Annotated in this window: 25 protein-coding genes; 13 read left to right on the forward strand and 12 right to left on the reverse strand. The window is 72.8% G+C overall.

What is annotated here, in order from left to right; translation table 11 throughout:
- The first annotated feature begins 200 nt into the window (after window positions 1-200).
- Window positions 201-674 (forward strand): DUF5709 domain-containing protein, encoded by a 474-nt coding sequence (locus tag IE217_RS07005; protein ID WP_190176840.1) that lies wholly within the window; start codon window positions 201-203, stop codon window positions 672-674.
- Between the two features lie 75 nt (window positions 675-749).
- A complete protein-coding gene (locus tag IE217_RS07010; RefSeq protein WP_190176841.1) occupies window positions 750-1,025 on the forward strand; it encodes a type B 50S ribosomal protein L31 in 276 nt (91 codons plus the stop codon).
- A gap of 50 nt (window positions 1,026-1,075) precedes the next feature.
- Here IE217_RS07010 and IE217_RS07015 read toward each other — a convergent pair whose 3' ends face one another.
- Window positions 1,076-1,870, reverse strand: coding sequence for a metal-dependent hydrolase (locus IE217_RS07015; protein WP_190176842.1), 795 nt, complete (start codon window positions 1,868-1,870; stop codon window positions 1,076-1,078).
- Window positions 1,871-2,015: 145 nt separating this feature from the next.
- Between IE217_RS07015 and IE217_RS07020 the strand changes: the two genes are divergently transcribed.
- Window positions 2,016-4,529 carry a DEAD/DEAH box helicase gene (locus IE217_RS07020; RefSeq protein WP_190176843.1) on the forward strand — a complete coding sequence of 838 codons (2,514 nt, stop codon included), beginning with the start codon at window positions 2,016-2,018 and terminating at the stop codon, window positions 4,527-4,529.
- 40 nt (window positions 4,530-4,569) lie between these two features.
- Window positions 4,570-5,436, forward strand: a complete 867-nt coding sequence (locus tag IE217_RS07025; RefSeq protein WP_190176844.1) for an acyl-CoA thioesterase — start codon at window positions 4,570-4,572, stop codon at window positions 5,434-5,436.
- Between the two features lie 24 nt (window positions 5,437-5,460).
- Here the strand turns inward: IE217_RS07025 and IE217_RS07030 are convergent, their stop codons facing one another.
- Together IE217_RS07030 and IE217_RS07035 are read right to left on the reverse strand one after the other, a co-directional pair.
- Window positions 5,461-6,360, reverse strand: coding sequence for a DUF6397 family protein (locus IE217_RS07030; RefSeq protein ID WP_229865079.1), 900 nt, complete (start codon window positions 6,358-6,360; stop codon window positions 5,461-5,463).
- Between the two features lie 125 nt (window positions 6,361-6,485).
- Window positions 6,486-6,899 (reverse strand): roadblock/LC7 domain-containing protein, encoded by a 414-nt coding sequence (locus IE217_RS07035; protein ID WP_190176845.1) that lies wholly within the window; start codon window positions 6,897-6,899, stop codon window positions 6,486-6,488.
- A gap of 93 nt (window positions 6,900-6,992) precedes the next feature.
- On the opposite strand from IE217_RS07035, the gene IE217_RS07040 reads away from it, so the two are divergent.
- Window positions 6,993-7,421, forward strand: coding sequence for a PPOX class F420-dependent oxidoreductase (locus IE217_RS07040; RefSeq protein WP_190176846.1), 429 nt, complete (start codon window positions 6,993-6,995; stop codon window positions 7,419-7,421).
- Window positions 7,422-7,464: 43 nt separating this feature from the next.
- Here IE217_RS07040 and IE217_RS07045 read toward each other — a convergent pair whose 3' ends face one another.
- The 5 genes from IE217_RS07045 to IE217_RS07065 all read right to left on the reverse strand — a co-directional run bounded on the left by IE217_RS07045 (window position 7,465) and on the right by IE217_RS07065 (window position 12,526).
- A complete protein-coding gene (locus IE217_RS07045; protein WP_190176847.1) occupies window positions 7,465-8,067 on the reverse strand; it encodes a GTP-binding protein in 603 nt (200 codons plus the stop codon).
- Window positions 8,068-8,283: 216 nt separating this feature from the next.
- Window positions 8,284-8,697, reverse strand: coding sequence for a DUF742 domain-containing protein (locus tag IE217_RS07050; RefSeq protein ID WP_190176848.1), 414 nt, complete (start codon window positions 8,695-8,697; stop codon window positions 8,284-8,286).
- A gap of 21 nt (window positions 8,698-8,718) precedes the next feature.
- The gene (locus IE217_RS07055; RefSeq protein WP_190176849.1) at window positions 8,719-9,159 is read right to left on the reverse strand and encodes a roadblock/LC7 domain-containing protein; all 441 of its coding nucleotides are present in this window, start codon (window positions 9,157-9,159) and stop codon (window positions 8,719-8,721) included.
- On the reverse strand, window positions 9,156-11,693 hold the full coding sequence (locus IE217_RS07060; RefSeq protein ID WP_190176850.1) for a sensor histidine kinase: 2,538 nt from the start codon (window positions 11,691-11,693) through the stop codon (window positions 9,156-9,158). The genes IE217_RS07055 and IE217_RS07060 overlap by 4 nt, the downstream gene beginning before the upstream one ends.
- 59 nt (window positions 11,694-11,752) lie before the next feature.
- Window positions 11,753-12,526 (reverse strand): MHYT domain-containing protein, encoded by a 774-nt coding sequence (locus IE217_RS07065; RefSeq protein ID WP_190176851.1) that lies wholly within the window; start codon window positions 12,524-12,526, stop codon window positions 11,753-11,755.
- 151 nt (window positions 12,527-12,677) lie between these two features.
- On the opposite strand from IE217_RS07065, the gene IE217_RS07070 reads away from it, so the two are divergent.
- Window positions 12,678-13,277, forward strand: a complete 600-nt coding sequence (locus IE217_RS07070; protein ID WP_190176852.1) for a class I SAM-dependent methyltransferase — start codon at window positions 12,678-12,680, stop codon at window positions 13,275-13,277.
- Between the two features lie 43 nt (window positions 13,278-13,320).
- Here IE217_RS07070 and IE217_RS07075 read toward each other — a convergent pair whose 3' ends face one another.
- Window positions 13,321-14,190 (reverse strand): oxygenase MpaB family protein, encoded by an 870-nt coding sequence (locus IE217_RS07075; RefSeq protein WP_190177028.1) that lies wholly within the window; start codon window positions 14,188-14,190, stop codon window positions 13,321-13,323.
- Window positions 14,191-14,322: 132 nt separating this feature from the next.
- Between IE217_RS07075 and IE217_RS07080 the strand changes: the two genes are divergently transcribed.
- The 3 genes from IE217_RS07080 (at window position 14,323) to IE217_RS07090 (ending at window position 17,294) form a co-directional block, all read left to right on the forward strand.
- Window positions 14,323-14,622 carry a hypothetical protein gene (locus IE217_RS07080; protein WP_190176853.1) on the forward strand — a complete coding sequence of 100 codons (300 nt, stop codon included), beginning with the start codon at window positions 14,323-14,325 and terminating at the stop codon, window positions 14,620-14,622.
- Between the two features lie 135 nt (window positions 14,623-14,757).
- The gene (locus IE217_RS07085; protein ID WP_190176854.1) at window positions 14,758-15,711 is read left to right on the forward strand and encodes a hypothetical protein; all 954 of its coding nucleotides are present in this window, start codon (window positions 14,758-14,760) and stop codon (window positions 15,709-15,711) included.
- 176 nt (window positions 15,712-15,887) lie between these two features.
- Window positions 15,888-17,294 carry a tannase/feruloyl esterase family alpha/beta hydrolase gene (locus tag IE217_RS07090; RefSeq protein WP_190176855.1) on the forward strand — a complete coding sequence of 469 codons (1,407 nt, stop codon included), beginning with the start codon at window positions 15,888-15,890 and terminating at the stop codon, window positions 17,292-17,294.
- A 22-nt stretch (window positions 17,295-17,316) separates the two neighbouring features.
- On the opposite strand, the gene IE217_RS07095 is transcribed toward IE217_RS07090, so the two are convergent.
- From IE217_RS07095 to xylA, 3 genes are all read right to left on the reverse strand, one after another.
- Window positions 17,317-17,499, reverse strand: a complete 183-nt coding sequence (locus IE217_RS07095; RefSeq protein ID WP_112467663.1) for a tail-anchor membrane protein — start codon at window positions 17,497-17,499, stop codon at window positions 17,317-17,319.
- A 181-nt stretch (window positions 17,500-17,680) separates the two neighbouring features.
- Entirely contained in the window at window positions 17,681-18,736 is a 1,056-nt protein-coding gene (locus IE217_RS07100; RefSeq protein ID WP_190176856.1) for an acyl-CoA desaturase, read from the reverse strand.
- Window positions 18,737-18,944: 208 nt separating this feature from the next.
- Entirely contained in the window at window positions 18,945-20,111 is a 1,167-nt protein-coding gene (gene xylA, locus IE217_RS07105) for a xylose isomerase (RefSeq protein WP_190176857.1), read from the reverse strand.
- Window positions 20,112-20,307: 196 nt separating this feature from the next.
- Between xylA and xylB the strand changes: the two genes are divergently transcribed.
- The 4 genes from xylB to IE217_RS07125 all read left to right on the forward strand — a co-directional run bounded on the left by xylB (window position 20,308) and on the right by IE217_RS07125 (window position 25,199).
- Window positions 20,308-21,753, forward strand: a complete 1,446-nt coding sequence (xylB, locus tag IE217_RS07110; RefSeq protein ID WP_190176858.1) for a xylulokinase — start codon at window positions 20,308-20,310, stop codon at window positions 21,751-21,753.
- Window positions 21,754-21,927: 174 nt separating this feature from the next.
- On the forward strand, window positions 21,928-23,136 hold the full coding sequence (locus IE217_RS07115) for an ROK family transcriptional regulator (RefSeq protein WP_190176859.1): 1,209 nt from the start codon (window positions 21,928-21,930) through the stop codon (window positions 23,134-23,136).
- Window positions 23,137-23,532: 396 nt separating this feature from the next.
- On the forward strand, window positions 23,533-24,546 hold the full coding sequence (locus IE217_RS07120) for an acetamidase/formamidase family protein (protein WP_190176860.1): 1,014 nt from the start codon (window positions 23,533-23,535) through the stop codon (window positions 24,544-24,546).
- A 53-nt stretch (window positions 24,547-24,599) separates the two neighbouring features.
- Window positions 24,600-25,199 carry an N-acetylmuramoyl-L-alanine amidase gene (locus tag IE217_RS07125; protein WP_190176861.1) on the forward strand — a complete coding sequence of 200 codons (600 nt, stop codon included), beginning with the start codon at window positions 24,600-24,602 and terminating at the stop codon, window positions 25,197-25,199.
- Window positions 25,200-25,288: the final 89 nt, after the last annotated feature.

The raw sequence follows: 25,288 nt of genomic DNA on the forward strand, positions 1-25,288 counted from the left end.
GTGGGCGGACCGCCGGCCCGGGGCCGGTGCCGTGCCGTTGCGCGGTGGCGAACCGGAGTGGAAGGCTGGAAACAGGCAGCGGCTCGGGGAACGCCCGGCAACCGTCCGGTTCGTGCCGGGTGACAGCCGTGCCCCGCGCACCGGCGGCCGCCCGCCGGCCGCGGCGAGAACGGGCCCGTCCCCACCACCTGGAGGTACCCGTGGACAGCGCCGACGGATGGGGAGACGACGTCTACCAGCCCGACGAGGACTCCGAGATCAAGGAGGACACGGGGGTGCTCGACTCGGAGGACACGCTGGAGTACGACGGAGTCGAGGACCCCCTGGACCGTGGCTGGTCCCCTCCGGAGCGCCCGTGGGCCGTGGAGCACACCGGCGTGACCGCCGCGGAGCGCCGGCACGGCGAGACGCTGGACCAGCGCCTCGCGGAGGAGACGCCCGACCAGGCCACTCCCGACGGCGACGGAATCGGCGACTGCGAGGGCACGGACGGGGAACTCCTGGACAACGAGGTCGGCGGTGCCCGCTCCGGCCGGCTCGTCGCGCCCGACGAGGGTGCGCACGAGGACGAGGAGAGCGCGCTGATCGCCAGTGACGTGGGCATCGACGGCGCCGCCGCCTCGGCAGAAGAGGCCGCCATGCACGTCGTGGACGAGGACACGCTGTACGGCTGACCCCGGTACGCCCGGCCCCGCTGGACCCGCCGTCCCCGCGCCACGGCCTTCTCCCCCGCCGCACGAGGAGCACCCATGCAGCAGGACAAGCACCCCGACTACCACCCCGTCGTCTTCCGCGACCGGGCCGCCGGATACGCCTTCCTGACCCGGTCCACCGCGACCAGCGACCAGCGCATCGAGTGGGACGACGGCCAGACCTACCCGGTCGTGGACGTGGAGATCTCCTCGGAGAGCCATCCCTTCTACACCGGCAAGGCGCGCACGGTGGACACCGAGGGCCGCATCGCCCGGTTCGAGCGGCGCTACGGCGGCCCGGGACAGGAGCCGGAGGGCGGCGGAGCCGCCTGACCCCTCCCTGCCAGCGGCAGCCCCGGCGCGGGCGGGTGCGCGCGGGGGCCTCAGATGAAGTTCAGCGCGGCCGCGCAGCCCACCCCGCCGAGCAGCATGAACACCGGCATCAGCACCTTGAGCTCCACCCAGCTGCCCGCGCGGAACCGCATGAACTTCGGCGGACCCACCGGGTACCAGCGCCTGCGTCCCACCGGTATCGGCCACAGGATCGGGCAGCCCGAGACGGTCAGGGCGTCCCCGATGTCGTGCATCAGGGCGCCCAGCACGATCGGCAGCCCCAGCCACAGGTACTGCTGTCCCGGCTCCGTGAACAGCCAGTGGGAGCCGTTGCCCGGCTGGTCGAGGACGCCGGCCAGGATCCAGGCGCTGGTCGCGGCCAGCAGCCAGACCAGCACGTCGCTGCTGGAGCCGCGTGCCGCCCGCCACAGCAGTCCCTCGATCGCCAGCACCATGTGCACGAAGAGGATCGCCAGCACCGCCCACCGGCCCCCGGCGAGGGCCACCACGGAGGAACCGGCGCCGATCAGCACCGCCCACAGCCAGGTGTGCGTCAGTGTGCGGTGTCCGCCGGAACGGCGCGGGTCGCCCTGCTTGCGCGTCGCCTTGTAGACGGCGTAGGAGAGCTTGTCCACGATCTCGCAGAGCGCGTGCGAGATCGGTCCGAAGGCGCGCGAGATGGTGGCGGCCTTGTGGTCCAGGTCCGGGGCGAGCGCGGCGCCCGCGCAGATCAGGGCACCGCACAGCAGCACCGGCCAGGGCATCGGGTGCCCGGCCGCGGCGGCCGCTGCTCCGACGCCGAGCCAGGCCGCGGCTCCCGACAGTGAGTGTGCTGGTCCCATCATGGCCGTTCCCCGCCCCATTCCTCGCGTGCCGCTGCCCAGTTGGCCCGGTGCGCCGATCCTCCGTCGGCGACACAGCGTAGCGGTCGTGATCTTCGGTCCGGCAGCCGATTCCCGCCTCGGACATCGCGCCAGGCAAGATGGGGGCGTGACCCTCATCGATCAGCTCCCGCCGACCGCCGACCCCGACGCCCTCTACGAAGCCTTCGAGTCGTGGGCGCAGGAGCGCGGTCTCACGCTCTACCCCCACCAGGAGGAGGCGCTGATCGAGGTGGTCTCCGGGGCGAACGTGATCGTCTCGACGCCCACCGGCTCCGGCAAGAGCATGATCGCCGCGGGTGCGCACTTCGCCGCCCTGGCCCGGGACGAGGTCACCTTCTACACGGCTCCGATCAAGGCGCTGGTCTCGGAGAAGTTCTTCGAGCTGTGCAAGCTGTTCGGCACCGAGAACGTCGGCATGCTCACCGGTGACGCCTCCGTCAACGCCGACGCGCCCGTCATCTGCTGCACCGCCGAGGTGCTGGCGTCGATCGCGCTGCGCGACGGCAGGCACGCCGACGTCGGCCAGGTCGTCATGGACGAGTTCCACTTCTACGCCGAACCCGACCGCGGCTGGGCCTGGCAGATCCCGCTGCTGGAACTGCCCCAGGCGCAGTTCGTGCTGATGTCGGCGACGCTCGGCGACGTCTCCTTCTTCGAGAAGGACCTCACCCGCCGCACCGGACGCCCCACCGCGGTGGTCCGCTCGGCGACCCGCCCGGTGCCGCTCTCCTACGAGTACCGGCGCACTCCGCTGACCGAGACGCTCACCGAGCTGCTTCAGACCCGGCAGGCGCCGGTCTACATCGTGCACTTCACGCAGGCGCAGGCCGTGGAGCGGGCGCAGGCGCTGATGAGCATCAACATGTGCTCGCGCGAAGAGAAGGAGCAGATCGCCGAGCTGATCGGCAACTTCCGCTTCACCACGAAGTTCGGCCGCAACCTCTCCCGCTACGTGCGGCACGGTATCGGCGTGCACCACGCCGGCATGCTGCCCAAGTACCGGCGCCTGGTGGAGAAGCTCGCGCAGGCTGGTCTGCTGAAGGTGATCTGCGGGACGGACACGCTCGGCGTCGGCGTCAACGTCCCGATCCGCACCGTGCTGTTCACGGCGCTGACCAAGTACGACGGGAGCCGGGTGCGGACCCTGCGCGCCCGTGAGTTCCACCAGATCGCCGGCCGGGCCGGCCGCGCGGGCTTCGACACGGAGGGCTTCGTCGTCGCCCAGGCCCCCGAGCACGTCATCGAGAACGAGAAGGCGCTCGCCAAGGCCGGCGACGACCCGAAGAAGCGCCGCAAGGTCGTCCGCAAGAAGGCGCCCGAGGGCTTCGTCGCCTGGACGGACAACACCTTCGACAAGCTCATCGCCTCCGAGCCGGAGCCGCTGACCTCGCGCTTCCGGGTGACGCACACGATGCTCCTGTCGGTGATCGCGCGCCCCGGCAACGCCTTCGAGGCGATGCGGCACCTGCTGGAGGACAACCACGAGCCGCGCAAGCAGCAGCTGCGGCACATCCGGCGGGCGATCGCCATCTACCGCTCGCTGCTCGACGGCGGCATCGTGGAGAAGCTCGACCAGCCGGACGCCGAGGGGCGCATCGTTCGTCTCACCGTCGACCTGCAGCAGGACTTCGCGCTCAACCAGCCGCTGTCCACGTTCGCACTGGCCGCCTTCGAACTGCTCGACCCCGAGTCGCCCTCCTACGCGCTGGACATGGTGTCCGTCGTGGAGTCCACCCTGGACGACCCCCGGCAGATCCTCGTCGCCCAGCAGAACAAGGCGCGCGGTGAGGCCGTGGCCGCGATGAAGGCCGACGGTGTCGAGTACGAGGAGCGCATGGAGCGCCTCCAGGACATCACCTACCCCAAGCCGCTGGAGGAGCTGCTCTTCCACGCGTACAACACCTACCGCAAGAGCCACCCCTGGGTGGGCGACCATCCGCTGTCCCCGAAGTCCGTGATCCGCGACATGTACGAACGGGCTCTTTCGTTCACCGAGTTGGTGTCCTACTACGAGCTGGCCCGCACCGAGGGCATCGTGCTGCGCTACCTCGCGAGCGCCTACAAGGCCCTGGAGCACACCGTCCCCGACGACCTGAAGTCGGAGGACCTTCAGGACCTGATCGCCTGGCTCGGCGAGATGGTGCGCCAGGTCGACTCCAGCCTGCTGGACGAGTGGGAGCAGCTGGCCAACCCGGAGGAGATGACCGCCGAGGAGGCCCAGGAGAAGGCCGACCAGGTCAAGCCGGTGACCTCCAACGCGCGCGCCTTCCGCGTCCTGGTTCGCAACGCCATGTTCCGCCGTGTGGAGCTCGCGGCCCTCGACCAGGTCGACGAGCTGGGCGAGATGGACGCCGAGTCCGGGTGGGACGCCGAAGCCTGGGGCGAGGCGATGGACAAGTACTGGGAGGAGTACGAGGACCTCGGCACCGGTCCGGACGCCCGCGGGCCCAAGCTGCTGGTGATCAAGGAGGAGCCGGAGCACGGCCTGTGGCGGGTGCGGCAGATCTTCGACGATCCGAACGGCGACCACGACTGGGGCATCAGCGCGGAGGTCGACCTCGCCGCCTCCGACGCCGAGGGCCGCGCCATCGTCCGCGTGACCGACGTCGGCCAGCTGTGAGCAGGCGACGGTCACCCGCGAGCACTGGAGAGTCCCCCTCATGACGAACCCGGCCGAGAGACTCGTCGACCTGCTCGACCTGGAGCAGATCGAGGTCAACATCTTCCGCGGCCGCAGCCCGCAGGAGTCCTTGCAGCGGGTCTTCGGCGGCCAGGTGGCGGGCCAGGCCCTCGTCGCCGCCGGACGCACCACCGACGGCGAGCGCCCCGTGCACTCGCTGCACGCGTACTTCCTGCGTCCCGGCCGGCCAGGGGTGCCGATCGTGTACCAGGTCGAACGGGTGCGGGACGGGCGGTCCTTCACGACCCGCCGGGTCACCGCGGTGCAGCAGGGCCGCACGATCTTCAACCTGACCGCCTCCTTCCACAAGCCTGAACAGGGGAGTTTCGAGCACCAGTTGCCGCCGGCGCGCAAGGTCCCGCCGCCGGACTCGCTGCCGACGGTCACCGACGAGATACGGGAACATCTGGGAACGCTGCCCGAGCAGCTGGAGCGCATGGCGCGCCGTCAGCCCTTCGACATCCGCTACGTGGACCGGCTGCGCTGGACCGCCGAGGCGGTCGAGGACGCCGAGCCGCGCAGCGCCGTGTGGATGCGCGCGGTCGGACCGCTCGGCGACGATCCGCTCGTGCACACCTGCGCACTGACCTACGCCAGCGACATGACCCTGCTCGACGCGGTGCGCCTTCCCGTCGAACCGCTGTGGGGCGCGCGGGGCTTCGACATGGCGTCGCTGGACCACGCCATGTGGTTCCACCGGCCGTTCCGCGCGGACGAGTGGTTCCTGTATGACCAGGAGTCCCCGATCGCGACGGGCGGCCGGGGCCTGGCCCGCGGGCGCATCTACGACCTGGAGGGGCGCATGCTCGTGTCGGTCGTCCAGGAGGGGCTGTTCCGCGCCGTGTAGGCGGGAGTCGGCTCGCTCGGCGGATCAGGTGCTTCTGCCGAAGAACCTGCCGAGCAGGCCCCGCGGCCGCTCTGCCCCGGCCGGATGCTCCGGCCGTGCGGGACGAGGAGCCGGGCGGGGTGCGGGGCAGTGATTCCGGGCCTCGTCCACCGCTCGTGCCAGGTCCGCCCGGAGCCATTCGATCTCGTCGGCGTCCTGCGCGGTGGTGATCCGCTCCGCGAGACGGGCGGCGGGCGAAGCCGGTGCGCCGTGCGCGGGAGGCAGTTGCCGGAACCGGTTCAGATGCGCTCGTTCATAGGGGTCCCCGACGATGTCCGACACCTGGAACGGGTCGAGGAGCGAGGCCACGGCCGCCGCCCGCTCCCAGGGGTCCTCGGCCCGGCGCAGCAGGAATCCCAGGTGCCGTCCGCGCCAGTTGCGCGGACGCAGGTCCACACCCGCCTCCAGTTGCTCCCGCAGGTTTCCCGGCAGGGACCGGTTCAGCAGATCGGTGTTCTTCGCGTCGGAGGCGAAGTCCTTCAGCTCGTCGGTCAGATAGAGCCAGACCACGGCGCGGTAGCGGTTGAGATAGAAGTGCACCGGCACGACCAGGCCCAGGCGGGCGAGACGGGTGAACCGGGCTGCCGTCACCTCCATGACCTTCGTCGCGCCCGCCGTGCCCACGGCCGTCACGCGCTCCCGCAGGGCTTCCGGGAAGCCCTTCTGGGCGCGCAGCCGCTCGATCTCCGTGCGCGCCACGCGGCGGCCGCCTCCGCCCTCGTCGGGCAGGGTGCGGATGTGGCCGAGGTGGACGGCCAGGTCGAACTCGCTGCGCCTGAGGCCCAGTTCGCGAGCCGCCCGGCTCTGTGTGAAGGGCGTCTCGTGCTTGCCGGTGGGCTGTGCGGCCGTGGCCGCGGCCTCGTGCGTGATGGTGTCGCCGGACATGCTCGTCTCCCCCGTGGAGTGCGGGGCTCGCGCCGGATGCGCTCGCCTGGGAAAAACCGTAGCCGTCGGCCGCGATCTCGGTGCGAGCCTGTGGAAAACTCCGGACGACAGGGAAAAGGAGCAGGTCAGAGCTCTGTGGGTGGCGTTTCCCCGGGCCGGCGGGCGTCCACGTCGAGGTGCTCGCCGACGCGGTTGACGAGCAGCGTCATCTCGTAGGCGATCTGGCCGATGTCGGCCTCGGCGCCGCTGAGCACGCACAGGCAGCTGCCCGCGCCGGCGGCCGTGACGAAGAGCACGGCGTCGTCGAACTCGACCATCGTCTGGCGCACTTCGCCCGCGCCGAAGTGGCGTCCGGAACCCTTGGCGAGGCTGTGCAGTCCGGAGGAGACGGCGGCGAGGTGTTCCGCGTCCTCCCGCCGCAGGCCCGTGCTCGCCCCCGTGACGAGCCCGTCGTTGGACAGGACGAGGGCGTGTCTGACGTGTTCCACCCGCTCGGTCAGGTCGTCCAGCAGCCAGCCGAGTGTCTGGTTCTGCGCCATGGTGCGCTCTCCCCGTGTGATGTCTTCCCCGTGACCGGAGGAACTCCCGCAAGCCTTCCCCACCGCCGCTGTCCCGGCAAGCAGGATGGTCGGATGGCACAGAAGATGACCGATGAGGAATGGCGGGCGTTCGTCTCCGATGGAACGCGCACGGCCAAGCTGTCGACGGTACGCGCCGACGGGAGCCCGCATGTGGCGCCGGTCTGGTTCCTGCTCGACGGGGACGAGGTGGTCTTCAACACCGGCAAGGAGACCGTGAAGGGGCGCAATCTGGCCCGCGACGGCCGGGTCGCGCTGTGCGTCGACGACGACCGGCCGCCGTTCACCTTCGTGGTGGTGCAGGGCCGCGCCCGGCTGTCGGAGGACCTGGACGAGGTCCGGCACTGGGCCGCGCGGATCGGCGCACGTTACATGGGAGAGGAGCGCGCCGAGGAGTTCGCCGCCCGCAACGGTGTACCGGGCGAACTGCTGGTGCGCGTCGCGGTCGACAAGGTGGTCGCGGTGAAGGACCTCGCCGACTGAGGACCCCGCGGGGCGGGGACCGGGCCGTCCCCGGCGTGGTCCCTCAGCCGACGGAGTCGAGCAGCCGGGCGGTGTGCATCCGCCCGGCGTACTCGACGAGCCGGATGAGCACCTCCTTGCCCGAGTCGCGGTCCCGGGCGTCGCACAGGACGACGGGTGTGCCGTGGTCGAGGTCGAGCGCGCGGGAGACGTCCCGGGCGGCGTGGGCGCGGGCGCCGGTGAAGCAGTTGACCGCGACCACGAACGGGATGTGCCGGTGCTCGAAGTAGTCGACCGCCGGGAAGCAGTCCTCCAGGCGCCGGGTGTCCGCGAGGACGACGGCGCCCAGCGCCCCCTGGGCCAGTTCGTCCCACAGGAACCAGAAGCGGTCCTGGCCCGGGGTGCCGAACAGGTAGAGGGAGAGCCCGGAGCGGATCGTGATGCGTCCGAAGTCCATGGCGACGGTGGTGGTGACCTTCTGGTCCACTCCGTCCGTGTCGTCCACCAGCTGACCGGCCTCGCTGAGCAGTTCCTCGGTGCGCAGCGGCCTGATCTCGCTGACCGCGCCGACCAGGGTGGTCTTGCCGACGCCGAATCCGCCGGCGACCAGTATCTTCAGCGCCAGGGCCGGCTCGGCGTCCTGGGCGTCGGGGTGCTCGGAGACCATGATCACTTCTCTCGGGGAGGGTGGCGAAGGCCGACGTGGGTGGGGCGTGCCGCGCACCGGTGCGTCAGCATCATGACAACTTCGGCGCGTGTGCGAGGAGTTCGACCGCAATATCTTGCTTACGACCGACTCGCGCCCTTTCTGTGCCCGGACGGGTGCGCATCGGGGACGCGTGCGTTCGCCGCCGGGGCCGGGGCGCCGGCCGCCGTGCGGCGGCTACAGCGCCCGCAGTCCTTCGATCACCTCCCGCAGGATCCGCTCGTCGGGAAGGCGCGCGGGCGGGATGGGGCGGCTGACGGTGACACGGCCGCGTTCCAGGAGGTCGCCGATGAGGACCCTGACGACTCCGACGGGCAGGCCGGTGCCCGCGGCGAGTTCGGCCACGGACTGCGTCTCGGCTCGGCACAGATCCGTCAGGGCCCGGTGCTCGGGCCCGAGTGACGGGTCGTCGTCCATGCCGGACGCGGCCGGATCGAGGGTCACCAGGGCGATCAGGTCGAGCGGCACACCGGTCGGTCCCGGCCGGGTGCGTCCGCCCGTCATGGCGTAGGGGCGGACGAGCGGTCCGGCCTCGCCGTCGTACCACTGGCTGCCCGGCTGGTGCGGGGCGCCCTTCATGTGCTCGGTCATCCGCGCGGGCCGCCGTTCGTCTCATCCCGCGGCGGGTGGCCGCGCGTCGGCGCGCGGCGGGGTGTGAAGGTGCTCGCCGACACGTTTGACCAGCCGCGCCATCTCGTACGCGACCAGGCCGATGTCCGCCGTGACGGCGGTCAGGACGGCGAGGCAGGATCCCTCCCCTGCGGCCGCCACGAAGAGGAAGCCGTCGTCCATCTCCACCATCGTCTGGCGTACGCCTCCGGTGCCGAAGTGCCGGCCGGCGCCCTTGGCCAGGCTGTGGAAGCCGGAGGCCACGGCGGCGAGGTGCTCGGCGTCCGCGCGCTCGAGGTCGCTGGACGACCCCACCGCCAGCCCGTCGTTGGAGAGCACCACCGCGTGCCGCACCTCGCGTACGCGCATCACCAAGTCGTCCAGCAGCCAGTCGAGTTCGCCGGAACGCCGGGCGGCGCCCCTGGAGCTCGGGTCCTGGATCATGCGGGGTCCCTTTCGTCGCTGTCTGCGTCGTCCCCGGGGAAGGCGCCGCGTCCGGGCAGCCTGCCCCCGCCGCGGGCCCATCCCTCGCGGTACGCGGCCATGCGGTCGCGTACGAGTTCGGGCGTGCGGCCGTCGTCCTGCCGGGGGCTGCCGGTGTCGTCCTGCCGGTCGGTGTGCTGGGCGCGCAGCTGGGGGGCGAGGTTCGCCTGCCGTACGCGCCGTGGGAGTCCGTCGGACCGCGCGGGGTCCTCCGGGAGCCGGTGCCGGCGCAGGTCGGTGACCGCCGGGGGCGGCGGGCCGCCCGTGGCCTGCCGCGGGGTGGGCGCCGAGGCGGTCACGGCGGGCCGGACGGGCGGTGCCTGGACGGATTCGTGCCGTTCGCCGGTGACGGGCGCACGCGCGGGTTCGCGTTCCCGTCGCGGCTCGCCTTCCACCGACCCGCGTGGGGTGCGTTCCGCGGCGCCGCCGTGCAGCAGGGCGGTGGGCAGCAGGACGACCGCGGTGGTGCCGCCGTAGGGCGAGGGCCGCAGGTGCACCTTGATGTCGTGGCGCGCGGCGAGCCTGCTGACCACGAAGAGGCCGAGCCGGTCGCTGTCGAAGAGGTCGAGCGCCTCGGACTGGGCGATGCGGCGGTTGGCCTCGGCCAGTGCGTCCTTGCCCATGCCGAGGCCGCGGTCCTCCACCTCGACGGCGTAGCCGTTGCCGACCGGCTCCCCGGTGACGCGCACGCGCGTGTGGGGCGGCGAGAACTGGGCGGCGTTCTCCACGATCTCGGCGAGGAGGTGGGTGAGGTCGGCGACGGCGGTCCCGGTGACGGCGGCCTCGGGCAGCCGGCGTACCTCCACGCGCGCGTAGTCCTCGACCTCGGAGACGGCCGCGCGGACGACGTCGGTGAGCGGGACGGGCATGCGCCAGGCCCGGCCGGGTGCGGCGCCCGAGAGGATGATCAGGCTCTCCGCGTGCCGGCGCATACGGGTGGTGAGGTGGTCGAGCCGGAAGAGGTCGCTCAGCTCGTCGGGGTTCTCGGAGCGCCGTTCCATGCTGTCCAGCAGGGTGAGCTGGCGGTGGACGAGGATCTGGCTGCGGCGGGCGAGGTTGACGAAGACGCCGGAGATCCCGTCGGCGAGCTCGGCGCGTTCCACCGCGGCCCGCAGCGCGGCGCGGTGCACCGTGCCGAGGGCCTCGGCGACCTCTCCGGTCTCGTCCTCCGCGGGCGGCCCGGGCGGCTGCTCGGCGTCGATGTCGATCTCCTCGCCGGCGCGCAGCCTGCGCATCGCGTCGGGCAGTTTGCGGCGGGCGATCTCCAGGGCGCTGTTGCGCAGGGCCACGAGCTCGACGACGAGGCCGCGTCCGATGCGGACCGAGATGACGAGGGAGGCGGCGACCGCGGCGAGGCCGAGGAGGACCGCCGCGCCCGCCGGGGTGAGCAGGCCGCGGGTGAACGGGTCGGCGCGGTCGGCGACCTCCCGGCCCGCGTCCGCCTCGATGGCCCGCATGCCGTCCTGCACGCGCGCGTGTGCCCGCTCCCAGTCCGCCCGCGTGTCCGCGTCGGCCGCCCGCCGTCCCGGGCCCGCGGCGAGCAGCCTGTCCTCCACGGCACCGAGGGCGCTGTAGTCGCCGCTCGCCGCCAGACGCCGCCAGGCCGCGCGATCGGAGAGGCTCAGGTCGGCTCCGGCCGCGTCGGTGAGGGTCCTGCGCGTGCCGACGGCTTCCGTGAACACCCTGAGCCGTTCCCCGTCCAGGCCCGCGGCCGGGCGGGCGCTCGCGAGCACCGCGTGCTCCTGGGCGAGGGCCTCTCCCGCGCGGGCGAATTCGAGCAGCACGCGCGCGTCGGACCCGAGGCCGGCGTCCTGGACGCCGGTGAGCGCCCCGACGGCCTGGAAGCCGGTGGAGATGGTGCGCGTGTACTGGCCGTACGCCTCGTCCCAGCCCACGCGCCGGGCGAGTACACCGGTGCGCAGGGTCCGGAGGTTCTCCACGCCGGTGACGAAGGTCTCCAGGCGCCGTGCGGTCCCGGCGGGGAGTTCTCCGGATGCGGCGACGGTGTCGTGGGGGCCGAGGCGGAGCTTGGCCACCGCCTGGTCCGTGCGGCCGGCGAGGCTCCTCACGTCGGCGGCGCCCTCTGCTGTGGGATCGGTGGCATAGCGCACCGCGGCCGACCGTTCGTCCTGGAGAGCGGCGACGACCAGGGCGACCGGTGTCCGCACTTGCGTGTCCACACGCTGCACCTGCCGCAGCCGGGAGACGTCCTGAGCGGTGCCGACCGTCGCGTACGCCCACAGGGCGAGCAGGGACACGACGGGAACCATCAGCAGGGACACGATCTTGGCGCGGACGGTGCGCGGCCGCAGCCGGATTCGCGGCGCCCGCGCGGGAGCGCGTTCCCGTGTGCCGTCAAAGACGCCGTCGTGGTCCTCGTCGGCCGGCGGTCCCGCGTGCGCCCGGCGTCCGCGGACCGGACCGGGAGGCGCGGGCGGGGCGGGCCGGGGGGCGGGAGTTCTGGCTCCTGTGGGCGTCCTGCGTGATGTTCGCATGGCTCCTCGCTCGGGAGTGGTCCTGCTCTGTGCCGTCCGGGCGGTCGCCCGCCGTCCTGTCAGCGGACCGTGCCGCCGGCCGGCCGTGCGGCCGACGCGGACGCCTCGCTCTCCCGCGCGGTGGGTGAGAGCGCCACGAACGCCGAGGTCAGGAAGAGGTAGGACCCGAGGCCGACGGCGAGGGGGAAGATGAACTGCATCGCCGTGGCCCCGGGCAGGACCGCGTCGGACGGCGTGACGCGCACGCTGACCGCGAACATTCCGGTGTAGTGCATGCTGCTGACGGCGGCGCCCATGACCAGAGAGGCGACCGTGACCGCCAGCGGCGACTGGATGTTCAGCCCGGCCCACAGGGCCGCGGTGGCCGCGAGGACCGCGATCGCGACGGACAGGGCGACGAGCGCCGGGTCGTAGCGCACGTCGCCGTGCAGGCGTACCGCCGCCATGCCCAGGTAGTGCATGCTCGCCACGCCCAGGCCCGTGGTGAGCCCTCCGGCGGCCAGCGCGCGCCTGCGGTCGCGGCCGTAGCCGACGGCGAAGACTCCCGCGCACACGACGGCTACGGCGACGAACAGGCTCAGGATGGTCAGCGGCACGTCGTAGCGGATGTCGGTGCCGCTCACGCCGAAGCCCAGCATGGCCACGAAGTGCATCGTCCAGATGCCGGTGCCGATCGCGGAGGCGGCGGTGATGAGCCAGTTGCGGCGCGAGCGCCCGGTGGCGGCGAGTGCGCGCACGGTGCAGCGCAGTCCCAGGGCGGATCCGGTGCAGGCCATCACGTACGACAGCACCGGGGTCAGCCAGCCGAAGGTGGCGTGGTCCAGGTGTCCCATGAGCCCGGCACGCTAGAGGGGCACGGATGCACACAGGGGGCGCGTTTCGAAAGATGCCGGGTTATGACGCACCCGGACGCCTGAAGGATCGGCTCACTTTCGAACGTGCGCACAGCGGCGTCATCCCACGCGGTGAGGGAGTATGCGGGACATGAGCGATGACCACACGCACGTCCGGGAGTTCTTCGGCGCCCGTGCCGCCGACTGGGACAGCAGGTTCCCCGACGACGGCCCCGCCTACGCGGCCGGGGTGGCCGCACTGGGGCTGCGCGAGGGCGACCGTGTGCTCGACGCGGGGTGCGGCACGGGCCGGGCTCTGACACCGCTGCGTGCGGCCGTGGGGCCGTCCGGGCTCGTCGTGGGAGCCGATCTCACTCCGGCCATGCTGGAGGCCGCCGTACGGGCCGGACGGGACCGGGACGGACGGCTGCTGCTCGCCGACGTGGGCACGCTGCCGCTGAGGTCCAGGGCGCTCGACGCCGTGTTCGCCGCAGGTCTCATCGCGCACCTCCCCGACCCTGCCGGAAACCTGCGGGAGTTGCGCCGGGTGGTACGTCCCGGCGGCCTCCTCGCCCTCTTCCACCCCATCGGCCGGGCGGCACTCGCCGCGCGCCAGGGACGCCGGATCACGCCCGACGACCTCCGCGCGGAGGACAACCTGCGGCCGCTGCTGGCCGGTTCGGGCTGGCGCATGACGTCCTACGCCGACGAGGACGCCCGCTTCCTGGCACTGGCCGTACGCGCGGACTGACGCGCCCTGCCCGGGCCTCGGCCGGCGGGGCCCGGCCGGCGGTTCACCGGGCGGATTCGCTCGCCGGGCCGCCGGTGTGCCGCACGGGGCAGCCCCGCAGACCGGGCACCGGCCAGGTGCCCAGGTCGGCGATCCGGTAGCCGTCCGGGTAGTTCTTGATCTCCCAGTTCTGCCGCGCGAAGTGCGGCGACCGGCGCGGCGGCATGAGCCGTACGGCGCGGCCCCGGGCCCGCACGGCCCGGCGCACGAACGCACGGGTGAGCGCACTCGGGGGCTCGTAACGGAAGGCCCGCAGCAGCGGTTCGTCGAGCAGCGCGAGGGTCGACGTGCGCAGCAGGGGCGCGAGGGCACGCGGGTACCAGGACGCCATCAGGGCGAGCGTGGCGTCGGACACCGCGCGTGACCGCTCGTCCCAGCCGAAGTGAGCCTCCTCATAGGCGTCGAGGTGGGCCTCGAACTCCTCGTAGGACTCCGGGATGTCCTTGATGCCCATGTGCCGGCCGAGCGTGCGGTAGTGGACGGTGGACGCGACGACCTCGTGACGGGAGAGCCGGCGCCAGCCGTAGGCGTCGATCCACCGCTTGGGCATGACGACGAAGGTGCACAGCACGTACCGCATGTCGTCGTTGCTGATGTCGTAGCTGCGGTGCATGCGGTTGATGCGGCGGATGGCCTCGCGGCCCTGCTCGCTGGCGAAGCCGTGCTCGACGACGGCGTCGAGGAGCAGCGAGGTGTCGTCGTAGCGCTTCTGGGTGCGCTCGGTGAGTTCGGCGGTCTCCGCGAGCAGGCGGCCGATGCTGGGGACGGCGTACGTACGGTAGAGGGCCAGTTCCAGGGAGCGGGTCATGTCCCAGGGGAACTCGTAGGCGGCGCAGAGCCGGTAGATCTCCGAGGCGTCCGCCACCGGGTCCATCCGGCGGATCTGCTCGAGCCGTTGGAATCGCTTCGCCACGCCGCCCCTCTTCTGTCGTCCGAGCTCCAACTCTACGTTGAGTGGCAGCACATGAACGCTCCGCGTCGGAACCAGGCAGGGGAAGGTGCCCGTATGTTCGGCAGGCTCCGCACGTCCTTCACCAGATTCGCCGGCTCCTCGCACAAAGCCGCGGACGGCGGCGGCCGCGACGGCCGGTCCTCCAACCTGTTCGAGGCGGCCGCCGCCTATGTGTCGGCCTGCGCGGAGGACGACCAGGAAGGGATCGACGAGGCCGCGACCTGGGTCTCGCCGGAGGCCCTCTCGTTCGGCGTGAACGAACTGGCGTGCCGTGCCGTGATCGCCCTGGCGCGTGAGCGCGACCAGTCGCCGCGGACCGTGGCCCGGTCCCTGCTGGGACTGCCCGCGGCGTGAAGCGTGCCACCAAGAGGTCGTTTCGCCCCTCTCCAGGTGGAAACCTGCAGGTCCGCGTGGCCTGGGGAGTCGTGACAACGGCGCCGCACTCGCACTAGGGTGCGCGCCGATGGACGAACCGATGGGGAGGCTGGAATGGCCGGGACGGACGAGGACGCCGTCGCCGCCGAGAACGATGCGCTCTTTGTGCTGACGGCGGTACTGCTGACGCCGGCGCAGTTCCCGAGTGTGCTGGGCGACGACTATCCGGAGGCCTGCGCGGCGCTCGGCCTGGCGCCGCTCGCCGACGGATACGGCCTGGTGCTGGGGCAGGACGGTGACGGCGCGCGGTGGACGGTCGTCATCGACGACGTGTCGCTGGTCGCCGTGGCCATCGCGTCGTGGGACTGCGGCATGGAGTACGACCTGTCTCCCGACGAGCGCACGGTCGTAGCCGCTCTGCCGGGCTGGCCCCTCGCGGTCGCCGTCGCGGCACCCGGAGTGCCCGCGCCGCACGATCCGGAGCCGGACGCCGGGGACGGGCCGGTGCTGACGCCGCCCGACACCAGCACCTGGGGACCGGCTCAGCGCAGGCTGGGCGCGGACGAGATCGCACTGCGGTGGGCCCTGTGGCGGGAGAGGATCGACGACTCCGCCTTCGCCCCGGTGAACCGGCCGGCCGGGGCGGACGGACCGGTCTCATCGGATGGATCGGCCGCGTCGGATGGATCGGACGGGGCACCGTCCGCCAAGGGCAGCGGGGACGGCGCGACCGGCTCTGGGGATCGCACGGATGGCGCCGGCCGCTCGGACGGCAAGGACAGCGGGGCCGCGTCGCCAGGGCACACCGGGATCCGGCGCGTCCTCGCGGAGGCACGGGCGTACGTGGACTCGCCGCCGCCGCTCGGCCGGGTGCGGTCGGCGTTCGCCCCGGGCGAGGCGCGGACCCTGCGCGCGGACGGGCCCGGCTGGTCCATGGTGGCCCGCACCGACGACATCGCCTTCGTCCTCCTCGACGAGGAACCCGGTGAGGTCCTGCCGGTCGGCCGGGGCCCGGAGCTGCCCGGCCTGCTGGAGGCACTCGACAAACTGGCGGTGCGCCCCAGCTGACCGTCGGGCCGTGACCGCTTCACCTCCACACCGCATGTCTTCCCCCTCCATGCCGAGCCACGTCTCCATGTGGCGCTGACCCATGGATGACGCGGAGTCGGGACCCCACGATGGGGCAGCCCCGGGCTCGTCCCGTGTGCTGTCCCACCGTTGTCCCGCGTGCTCTGGAGGCCGTCATGCGTCTGCCCCGAGGTGTCCCGTTCGTCGCCGCCGCCCTGGTGACGGCGGCCTTCTTGTGCCCGGCTCCCGCCGGTGCCGCGGAAGGGGGTGGAAGCGGACAGGGCCATGACGGGCACTGTGCGCGCCAGGAGCGCGTGCGGGTGCCGGGCGCGTCCTTCCAGCAGGCGGCCTGTCTCCCCGATCTGACCACCGCCGGGCTGGCCGGCACCCCGTACACGGACACGGCCGACCAGGCGGGACTGACCGCACTGGGCACCCGCACCCCCTCCGGGGTCCCGGGAGTGCAGATCGACGGCTACTTCCCGGACTCCTCCCACTTCAACACGACGCACGGCTGGAACCACGACGCGCAGTTCGTGATCCGGCTGCCCGACCACTGGAACGGCGGTCTGGTGGTGACGGGCGCGCCGGGCACCCGCAAGCAGTACGCCACCGACAAGGCGATCTCCGACCGGGTACTGGCACAGGGCTACGCCTACGCGGCCACCGACAAGGGCAACAGCGGAGCCGACTTCTACCGCGACGGCACCCGGCCCGGCGACGCCGTCGCCGAGTGGAACGCGCGGACCACCCAGCTCACGCGCGCCGCCAAGCGCGCGGTCGCCCAGCGCTACGGACAGGCCCCGCGCCGCACCTACATGACGGGCATCTCCAACGGCGGCTACCTCACCCGCTGGCAGCTGGAGCACCACCCGGAGCTGTACGACGGCGGTGTGGACTGGGAGGGTGCGCTGTGGACGGCGGACGGTCCCAGTCTGCTCACCTCCCTTCCCACGGCGGTCGCCCGGACCCTGGGCTCGGCCGGCGACGCGGACATGTACGCCGTGGGCTTCGCGCGGGGCTCCGAGTTCCTGTGGCCGTACCACGAGCACGCCTACTGGGGTGTGACGCAGAAGATCTACCGCGCCGAGTTCGACCCGGGTTACGACGAGGCCTGCCCGGGGCCGTCCGCCGGGACCACCGCCGAGCAGATCCTCGCGCCGTGCCCCTCCGACGCGACGTACGACTACGCCTCCCGGCCCGCCTCCGTGCACAGCGCGGTGGCCCGCGTGGGGCTGACCGGGCGGATCGGCAAGCCGCTGATCACGCTGCACGGCGACCTCGACGCGCTGCTGCCCAAGGCCGCGGACTCCGACGTGTACGCGCGCATGGTGGACGCGAGCGGACGCGGGGCGCTGCACCGGTACTACACGATCCAGGGCGGCACCCACGTCGACGGCCTGTACGACACGTATCCGGACCGGCTGCGCCCGATCCTGCCCTGCTACCGGTCCGCCTTCGACGCGCTGGTCTCATGGGTGGAGCGCGGTGTGCGTCCGCCCGCGGACCGGACCGTCGGCAGGCCCGCGAGCGGCGATGTGGTCGACTCCTGCGCCCTTGACGCGGCCACGCCGGGCCGTTAGCGCCTCAGCGGCCCGGTCGGTCTCAGCGGCCCAGCTCCTTGCGGGTGACGCGGCGCAGCCGGCGGCGCTGGGAGGGATCCAGCGCGAGGTACGCGGCGGCCGGGACTCCGAGGACTATCAGCAGGGCGGCCCACCAGGGCAGCCAGATCAGCAGGATGAGTCCGACCGCCACACCCCCTGCGGCGATCTTCGCGTTCTTCGACATCTGTCGCCTCCTCCGCGGCCAGTGCCGCTCTCTGTCGTGAAAACGGCCCCGCCCTCCCGGCGGTTCCGGACGACGACCCTGATACGACCCTGAGACCCGCCCCTACTGGTGGGGCGGGCTCCAGGGCCGGGCTCGGCTCCAGGGCCGGGCTCGGCCCTGGGGCTTCCTGCCGGGGCGGGCGCTACCGCGTCCGCAGCGGTTCCCCGACGTCGTGCAGGTGGCGCAGTGCCTGACGGTAGGAGTCCACGAGGCCGGTCTCCGCATAAGGGATACCCAGCTTCCGGCAGTGGGCCCGCACCAGCAGCTGGGCCCGGCGCAGGTGGGGGCGCGGCATGCTGGGGAACAGGTGGTGTTCGATCTGGTAGTTGAGGCCGCCCAGGAACCAGTCCGTCAGGACCCCGCCACGGATGTTGCGGGAGGTGAGCACCTGGCGCCGCAGGTGCCCCCAGCGCTCGCCGTGCGGGTCGGGCATCTCCATGCCCTTGTGGTTGGGCGCGAAGGCCAGGCCCAGATGCAGTCCGAAGAGAGCCTGGTGCAGGGCCGCGAACGCCAGCGCCCTGCCCGGCGACAGGCAGGTGAGGAGCAGCGCGGCGCAGCCCACGAGGTGGGTGAGGAGCAGCGCGCCCTCCAACGCCCGCACCCGGGGCGGCTGCCGGCGCAGGTCCCGGAAGCTGTGGACCTTGAGGGCGACGCCTTCCAGGAGGGTGAGCGGGAAGAAGAACCAGGCCTGGTGGCGCGTGATACGGCGGCGCAGGCCCGTGCGCGTGCCCGCCTGCCCGGCGGTGAAGACCAGGACGTCCGCCGCGACGTCGGGGTCCTTGTCGATGTGGTTCGGATTGGCGTGATGGCGGTTGTGCTTGGTGTTCCACCAGGAGTAGCTCAGGCCCAGCAGCAGATTGCCGTGGATCAGGCCGATGACGCGGCCGGCCGCCCTGCTGCCCGTGATCTGCGCGTGGCCGGCGTCGTGACCTATGAAGGCCGTGCGGGCGCAGAGCACGGCGAGGGGCGGGGCGAGGAGCAGCGCCCACCAGGAGTCGCCGATCAGGAACAGTCCCGTGACGGCGGCGGCCAGGGCGAGCGCGTTCGCGGCGATGGTGCGCGCGTACCAGGCGCGCCGGTACTCGAGCAGCCCCCGGTGCCTGACCTCGCGCAGCAGCGGTGCGAACTCACTGCCCGCGTGTGTCCCGCCGGCTCGGTCCTCGGAACTGTCCACGACGGCTGCGGCAGGCTGGGGCATGGCTCGGTCTCCGGCTTCCTCGGCGATGTTCTGACCTGAGGAAACGTACGGAGCGCAGGCTGCCCGGGACCATGGCGCCAGCCCCCGGGCATCCAGGGGGGACATCCCGCGCGGGCGAGGGGGGCTGGCTGCACCCGGCACCGTGGTGACGGTCCCGTTGATCGCGGTGCACGCGCGCGCGTGCACCACGTTCAACGGGACCCGGCTGTCAGCCGCGTGCGCCGAGCAGGTGGTCCATGGCGAGCTGGTCCAGGTGCTCGAACGCCATGCCGCGCGCGGCGGCGGCCTCGACGTCGAAGTCCTCGAAGGCCGCCCGGTCCGCCAGCAGCGCCTGAAGGCCGTCCGCCGCGGTGGGCTGTGCGAGCTGGTCGAGTCGGGACGCGCGCAGGGCCTCCCGCACCTCCGGGTCGGCCCGGAACGCGGCCGAACGCTCCTTGAGGATGAGGTAGTTGCGCATGCAGCCCGCCGCCGAGGCCCACACGCCGTCCAGGTCCTCGGTCCGCGGCGGCTTGAAGTCGAAGTGGCGCGGCCCCTCGTAGCCGGCGCTCTCCAGCAGGTCGACCAGCCAGAAGGCGGCGCGCAGGTCGCCGGCGCCGAAGCGCAGGTCCTGGTCGTACTTGATGCCCGACTGGCCGTTGAGGTCGATGTGGAACAGCTTGCCCGCCCACAGCGCCTGGGCGATGCCGTGCGGGAAGTTCAGCCCGGCCATCTGCTCGTGGCCGACCTCGGGGTTGACGCCGTAGAGCTCGGGGCGCTCCAGGCGCTCGATGAACGCGAGCGCGTGACCGACGGTGGGCAGCAGGATGTCGCCGCGCGGCTCGTTGGGCTTGGGCTCGATCGCGAAGCGGATGTCGTAGCCCTGGGTGGTGACGTACTCGCCGAGGAGGTCGAAGGCCTCCTTCATGCGGTCGAGGGCGGCGCGCACGTCCTTGGCGGCGCCGGACTCGGCTCCCTCGCGGCCGCCCCAGGCCACGTACGTCCTGGCGCCGAGCTCCGCCGCCAGGTCGATGTTGCGGATGGTCTTGCGCAGGGCGTAGCGGCGCACGTCGCGGTCGTTGGCGGTGAACGCGCCGTCCTTGAAGACGGGGTGCGCGAAGAGGTTGGTGGTGGCCATCGGCACGGTCATGCCGGTCGCGTCGAGCGCCTGCCGGAAGCGCTTGATGTGCGACTCGCGCTCGGTGTCGGAGGACCCGAACGGAATCAGGTCGTCGTCGTGGAAGGTGACTCCGTGGGCACCGAGTTCGGCCAGGCGCTGCACCGTCTCGACCGGGTCGAGGGCGCGGCGCGTGGCGTCGCCGAACGGGTCCCGTCCCTGCCAGCCGACGGTCCACAGGCCGAAGGTGAACCTGTCCTCGGGGGTGGGCTGGTAGCTCATGCCGCGGCTCCTTGCTCGCTTGGCTCGCTTGCGACTATTTCGTCATGGCGATTTACAAATTAGTATGCCGATGCGTCCCTGGGAAGGGACAAGAGGGCCCCGGTCGGGGCGAGCCCCCGGCCGCCGCGCCCGGGCAGGCGTGAGAACGCCAGGTCAGAGCCTTGATCCTGTGAGCCGCGAACAAAAGGGAGAGCCGATGTCAGCAGCCGAGGGACCGCTCGTCGTCGGTGTGGACTCGTCCACGCAGTCCACCAAGGTGCTCGTCGTGGACGCGGCCACGGGGCAGGTCGTGGCGAGCGGCCAGGCGCCGCACACCGTCTCGTCCGGCGCGGGCCGCGAGAGCGACCCGCGTCAGTGGTGGGACGCCCTGTGCTCGGCGCTCCACCAGTGCGGTGACGCGGCGCACGAGGCCGCCGCCGTGTCGATCGCCGGCCAGCAGCACGGCCTGGTCACCCTGGACGGGCACGGCGAGCCCGTACGGCCGGCCCTGCTGTGGAACGACGTGCGCTCGGCTCCTCAGGCCCGTCGGCTGGTGGAGGAGCTGGGCGGCCCCAAGACGTGGGCGGAGCGCACGGGCAGCGTGCCGGGCGCCTCCTTCACGGTGACGAAGTGGGCGTGGCTGGCCGAGCACGAGCCGGAGGCGGTGCGGTCCACGGCGGCGGTGCGTCTGCCGCACGACTACCTCACGGGGCTGCTGACCGGCCTGGGCACGACCGACCGCGGCGACGCGTCCGGCACGGGCTGGTGGGCGTCGGCGAGGGAGGCGTACGACGAGGAGATCCTCGCCCATGTGGGACTCGATCCCGCGCTGCTGCCGCGGGTGGTGCGCCCGGGAGAGGTCGCGGGAACTGTGCGCGACAGCCATGAACTGCCGTTCTCCAAGGGCACCCTGGTCGCACCAGGCACCGGTGACAACGCCGCCGCCGCCCTGGGCCTCGGTCTGCGCCCCGGGACGCCGGTTCTGAGCCTCGGCACCTCGGGCACGGTCTACGCGGTGGCAAGGCAGCGCCCCGCGGACCCGTCCGGCACGGTGGCGGGCTTCGCCGACGCCGGCGGCGACTGGCTGCCCCTGGCCTGCACCCTGAACTGCACGCTCGCGGTCGACCGCGTCGCCGCCCTCCTGGGCCTGGACCGGGAGGCCGTCGAGCCGGGCACGGACGTCACCCTCCTCCCCTACCTGGACGGGGAACGCACTCCGAACCTGCCCGCCGCCTCGGGACTGCTGTACGGTCTGCGCCACGACACCACCGCCGGACAACTGCTCCAGGCCGCCTACGACGGCGCCGTCCACTCCCTGCTCGGCGCGCTCGACCTGGTCCTCGACCAGGACGCCGACCGCACCGCACCGCTGCTGCTGATCGGCGGCGGCGCCCGGGGCACGGCCTGGCAGCAGACGGTACGCCGGCTGTCCGGACGGCCGGTGCAGATTCCCCAGGCCAGGGAACTGGTCGCCCTCGGCGCCGCCGCCCAGGCCGCCGGGCTGCTCACCGGCGAGGACCCGGCCGCGGTCGCCCGCCGCTGGCGGACAGCCGACGGTCCGGTGCTGGAGGCCGTGGAGCGGGACGAGGAGACGCTGAGCAGGATCTCCGGGGTACTCTCCGACGCGGCCCCGCTGCTGGAGAGGGGGACGGGGGGCCGCTGACAGCCACGGGCCGGCGGCAAGGGACCGGCACCACAGGCCGGCAGGCACCGGACCGGCGTTAGGGACCGAGCAGGCACCGGACGCGCACCAGGGACCGGCAGCCGCCGGACCGACACCACACGGCGGTGGGCGCACCGGCCCGCCCCGCGGACACCCACCGAGGACGACCCAGGCATGACCGCACCGCTGCACGAGGCCCGCCCGGCCGGACCCGGGCGCGCGCTGCCCGACACCCAGCAGGGCATGCGCCGCCGCAACCTCGCCCGGGTCCTGCACACGGTCGGCGCCGAGGGCCCGCTGTCGCGCGCGCAGGTCGCCTCGCGCATCGGGCTGACCCGCGCCGCGGTGTCGACCCTGGTCGACGAGCTCATCCGCAGCGGGCTGGTGGAGGAACTGGGCCCCGAGCGGCCTGGCCGGGTGGGCCGCCCGGGCTCCGCGCTCGCCGTCAGCGGGCGCGGGCCGGCCGGTGTCGGCGCGGAGGTGGGCGTCGACCACCTGGCGGCCTGCGTGGTCGACCTGCGGGGCGAGGTGAGGGCCCGGGCCGTACGGCACGGCACGAACCGGGGCCGCCCCCCCGAGCCGGTGGCCGAGGAGCTGACCGGGCTGATACGCCAGGTCGTCGCCAAGGCCGAGCAGCTGGGCCTGTGGCCGGCGGGGCTGGCCGTCGCCGTGCCCGGCCTGATCGCCCGGGACGGCCGTACGGTAGTGCGGGCGCCCAACCTCGACTGGCACGACACCGATCTCGGCGCCCTGCTGCCCGCCGGTCTCCCGTTGACCGTCGACAACGAGGCCAACCTCGGCGCGCTGGCCGAACTCTGGCTCGGCGATGACACTCCGCGCGACTTCCTGCACGTGTCGGCGGAGATCGGCATCGGTGCCGCGGTGGTGGTCGACGGGCGGCTGCTGCGCGGGACGCGGGGCTTCGCGGGCGAGCTGGGACACGTGCCGGTCGAACCGGAGGGGCCCCGGTGCCCGTGCGGCGGGCGCGGATGCCTGGAGCAGTACGCGGGCGAGGAAGCGGTACTGAGGGCGGCCGGCCTGGAGCCGGGCGAGGACCGCGTCGGACTGCTCGCCGCGCGCGCCGCCGAGGGTGACGAGAAGGTACGGCGTGCTCTGCACGACGCCGGTACGGCGCTGGGCGTCGCCTTGACCGGAGCGGTCAACCTGCTGGACCCCGAGGCCGTGGTGCTGGGCGGCGCGCTGGCCGCGCTCGCGCCCTGGCTGCTGCCGTCGCTCCGGGCGGAGCTGGCGCGGCGCACGGCCGGGCCGGCCTGTCCGGTGTCCGTCTCGCGGCTGGGTCCCGAGGGCCCGCTGCTGGGCGCCGCGCACGCGGTGGTGCGCGCGGTCCTCGACGATCCGGCGGCGGTGGCCGAACGCGGCTGAGGCCGGCAGACCGCGGTTCGGCATGCCCCCGGCGGTGCGCCGCCGCACACGACCCCGGCGGTGCCGTCCTTGCAGACGACCCCGGTGATGCCGCCCTTGCGCACGACACCGGTGATGCTTCCACACACACGACCCCCGGGGGCCCCGGTGCGCGACGCGGGCCTTGTGCCGAGCACTCGCAACTCGCCTTGCCCACCGCCCAATTCACCCGCTCGGGTGGCGGAGTTATCCACAAGTCGCGCTTCGTCCACCGTGCCGGTCCGCGCTCTTCTGCCCGACCGGCGCTCGCCGTACCGTGATTCACGCGAGGCGCACCGCGTGTCCGCCTCGCTGAGCATCCGCCGGTGAACGTCCGTCACCGCGCCGTGTCCCGCCGCAGATCGGAGCTGTGCAGCGATGAGCGACCCCCGCATCCTGACCGTGCGGCCCCAACCGGGCGAGTACGCCTGGACGTTCGGCGGGGTATCCCCCGTGGCACGGATCGCTCCAGGCACCGTCCTCGACCTGTACACGGAGGACTGTTTCGGCGGCCGGGTGCGGTCCGAGAAGGACCTCGTCTCCGAGGTGTGCGAGTTCCCCTTCCTCAATCCGCAGACCGGTCCCTTCCACGTGGAGGGCGCCGAGCCCGGGGACACCCTCGTCGTGCACTTCGTGTCCGTCGAACCCGCCCGCGACTGGGCCGCGTCCACGACGGTGCCGCTGTTCGGCGCTCTCACCTCCACGCACACCACGGCCACCCTCCAGCCGCCGCTGCCGGAGACCGTGTGGATCTGGCAGCTCGACCGGGCCCGGCGCACCGTCCTGTTCCAGGCCCGGGACGGCGGCTTCGAGGCGGAGTTGCCGATGGATCCCATGCACGGCACCGTGGGCGTGGCCCCGGCCGGCCTGGAGGTGCGCTCGGCGCTGGTTCCCGACGCCCACGGCGGGAACATGGACACGCCCGAGATGCGCGCAGGGGTCACCTGCTACCTCGGCGTCAACGTGGACGGGGCCCTCCTCAGCCTCGGCGACGGACACGCCCGGCAGGGCGAGGGCGAGACGTGCGGGGTCGCCGTCGAGTGCGCGATGCACACGGTGGTGGTCGTCGAGCTCCTCAAGGGGATCGCCACGCCCTGGCCGCGCATCGAGTCGGACACCCACATCATCTCCACCGGCTCGGCGCGCCCGCTGGAGGACGCGTTCCGGATATCCCAGCTGGACCTGGTGCGGTGGCTGGTGCGCGACTACGGCTTCGGCGAGCTGGACGCGTATCAGTTCGCCACTCAGGCCGTCGAGTCGCCGCTGGCCAACGTGTGCGACACCAACTACACCTGCGTGGCCAAGCTCCGCAAGGAGTGGCTGCCGGTGCGCGAGACTCACCGCGGAATGCACGCACGGATGCGCGAGACCGCGGCTGCGCTGCGGCGCTGAGCGCGTGCGCCGGCCGACGACCGAGAACCTCCCCCACAGAAGGGCTCTCATCCATGGACCGGTCCAGATCCCAGCCCAGCAGACGACGGATCCTGAAGGGCGCCGCCCTCGCCGCCGTCCCCTACGCGTTACTCCCCGCCACGCGTGCCGGGGCGCGGCCACTGTCCACCGACTACCCGCCCGCCGAGTGGCAGCCGGCGAGCAGCTCCAACTGCACGACGTCCAGCCGGCCCACGAGCTACTCCCTCGACCGGGTGATCATCCACGTCACGCAGGAGACCTACGCCAACACGCTGGCCATCTTCCAGAACCCCCAGAAGAAGGTCTCCGCGCACTACGTGGTCCGCTCCGCCGACGGCCATGTCGCGCAGTGCGTGCGCGAGGCGGACGTCGCCTGGCACGCGGGCAACTGGGACTACAACACGCACAGCATCGGCATCGAGCACGAAGGGTGGGTGGACAAGCCGGCGTACTTCACCGACGCCCTGTACGAGCGGTCGGCGAAGCTCACCGCGGCGATCTGCGACAAATACGGCATCCCGAAGGACCGCGCGCACATCATCGGGCACGCCGAAGTGCCCGGCACCGACCACACCGATCCCGGGCCGAACTGGGACTGGGTCCGCTACATCAAACTGGTCAACTTCGCCTGACGGCGGGCGCCGCGCGGCGCGGGCGGGCTGCGGGCGGGCGCCGGGCGGGCCGTCGTTCGGGTGAGCGTCGTCGAAGTGGTTGTCGGGGC

Origin of the sequence: Streptomyces naganishii JCM 4654 (assembly GCF_014650575.1) — a bacterium.
Classification (GTDB): domain Bacteria; phylum Actinomycetota; class Actinomycetes; order Streptomycetales; family Streptomycetaceae; genus Streptomyces; species Streptomyces naganishii.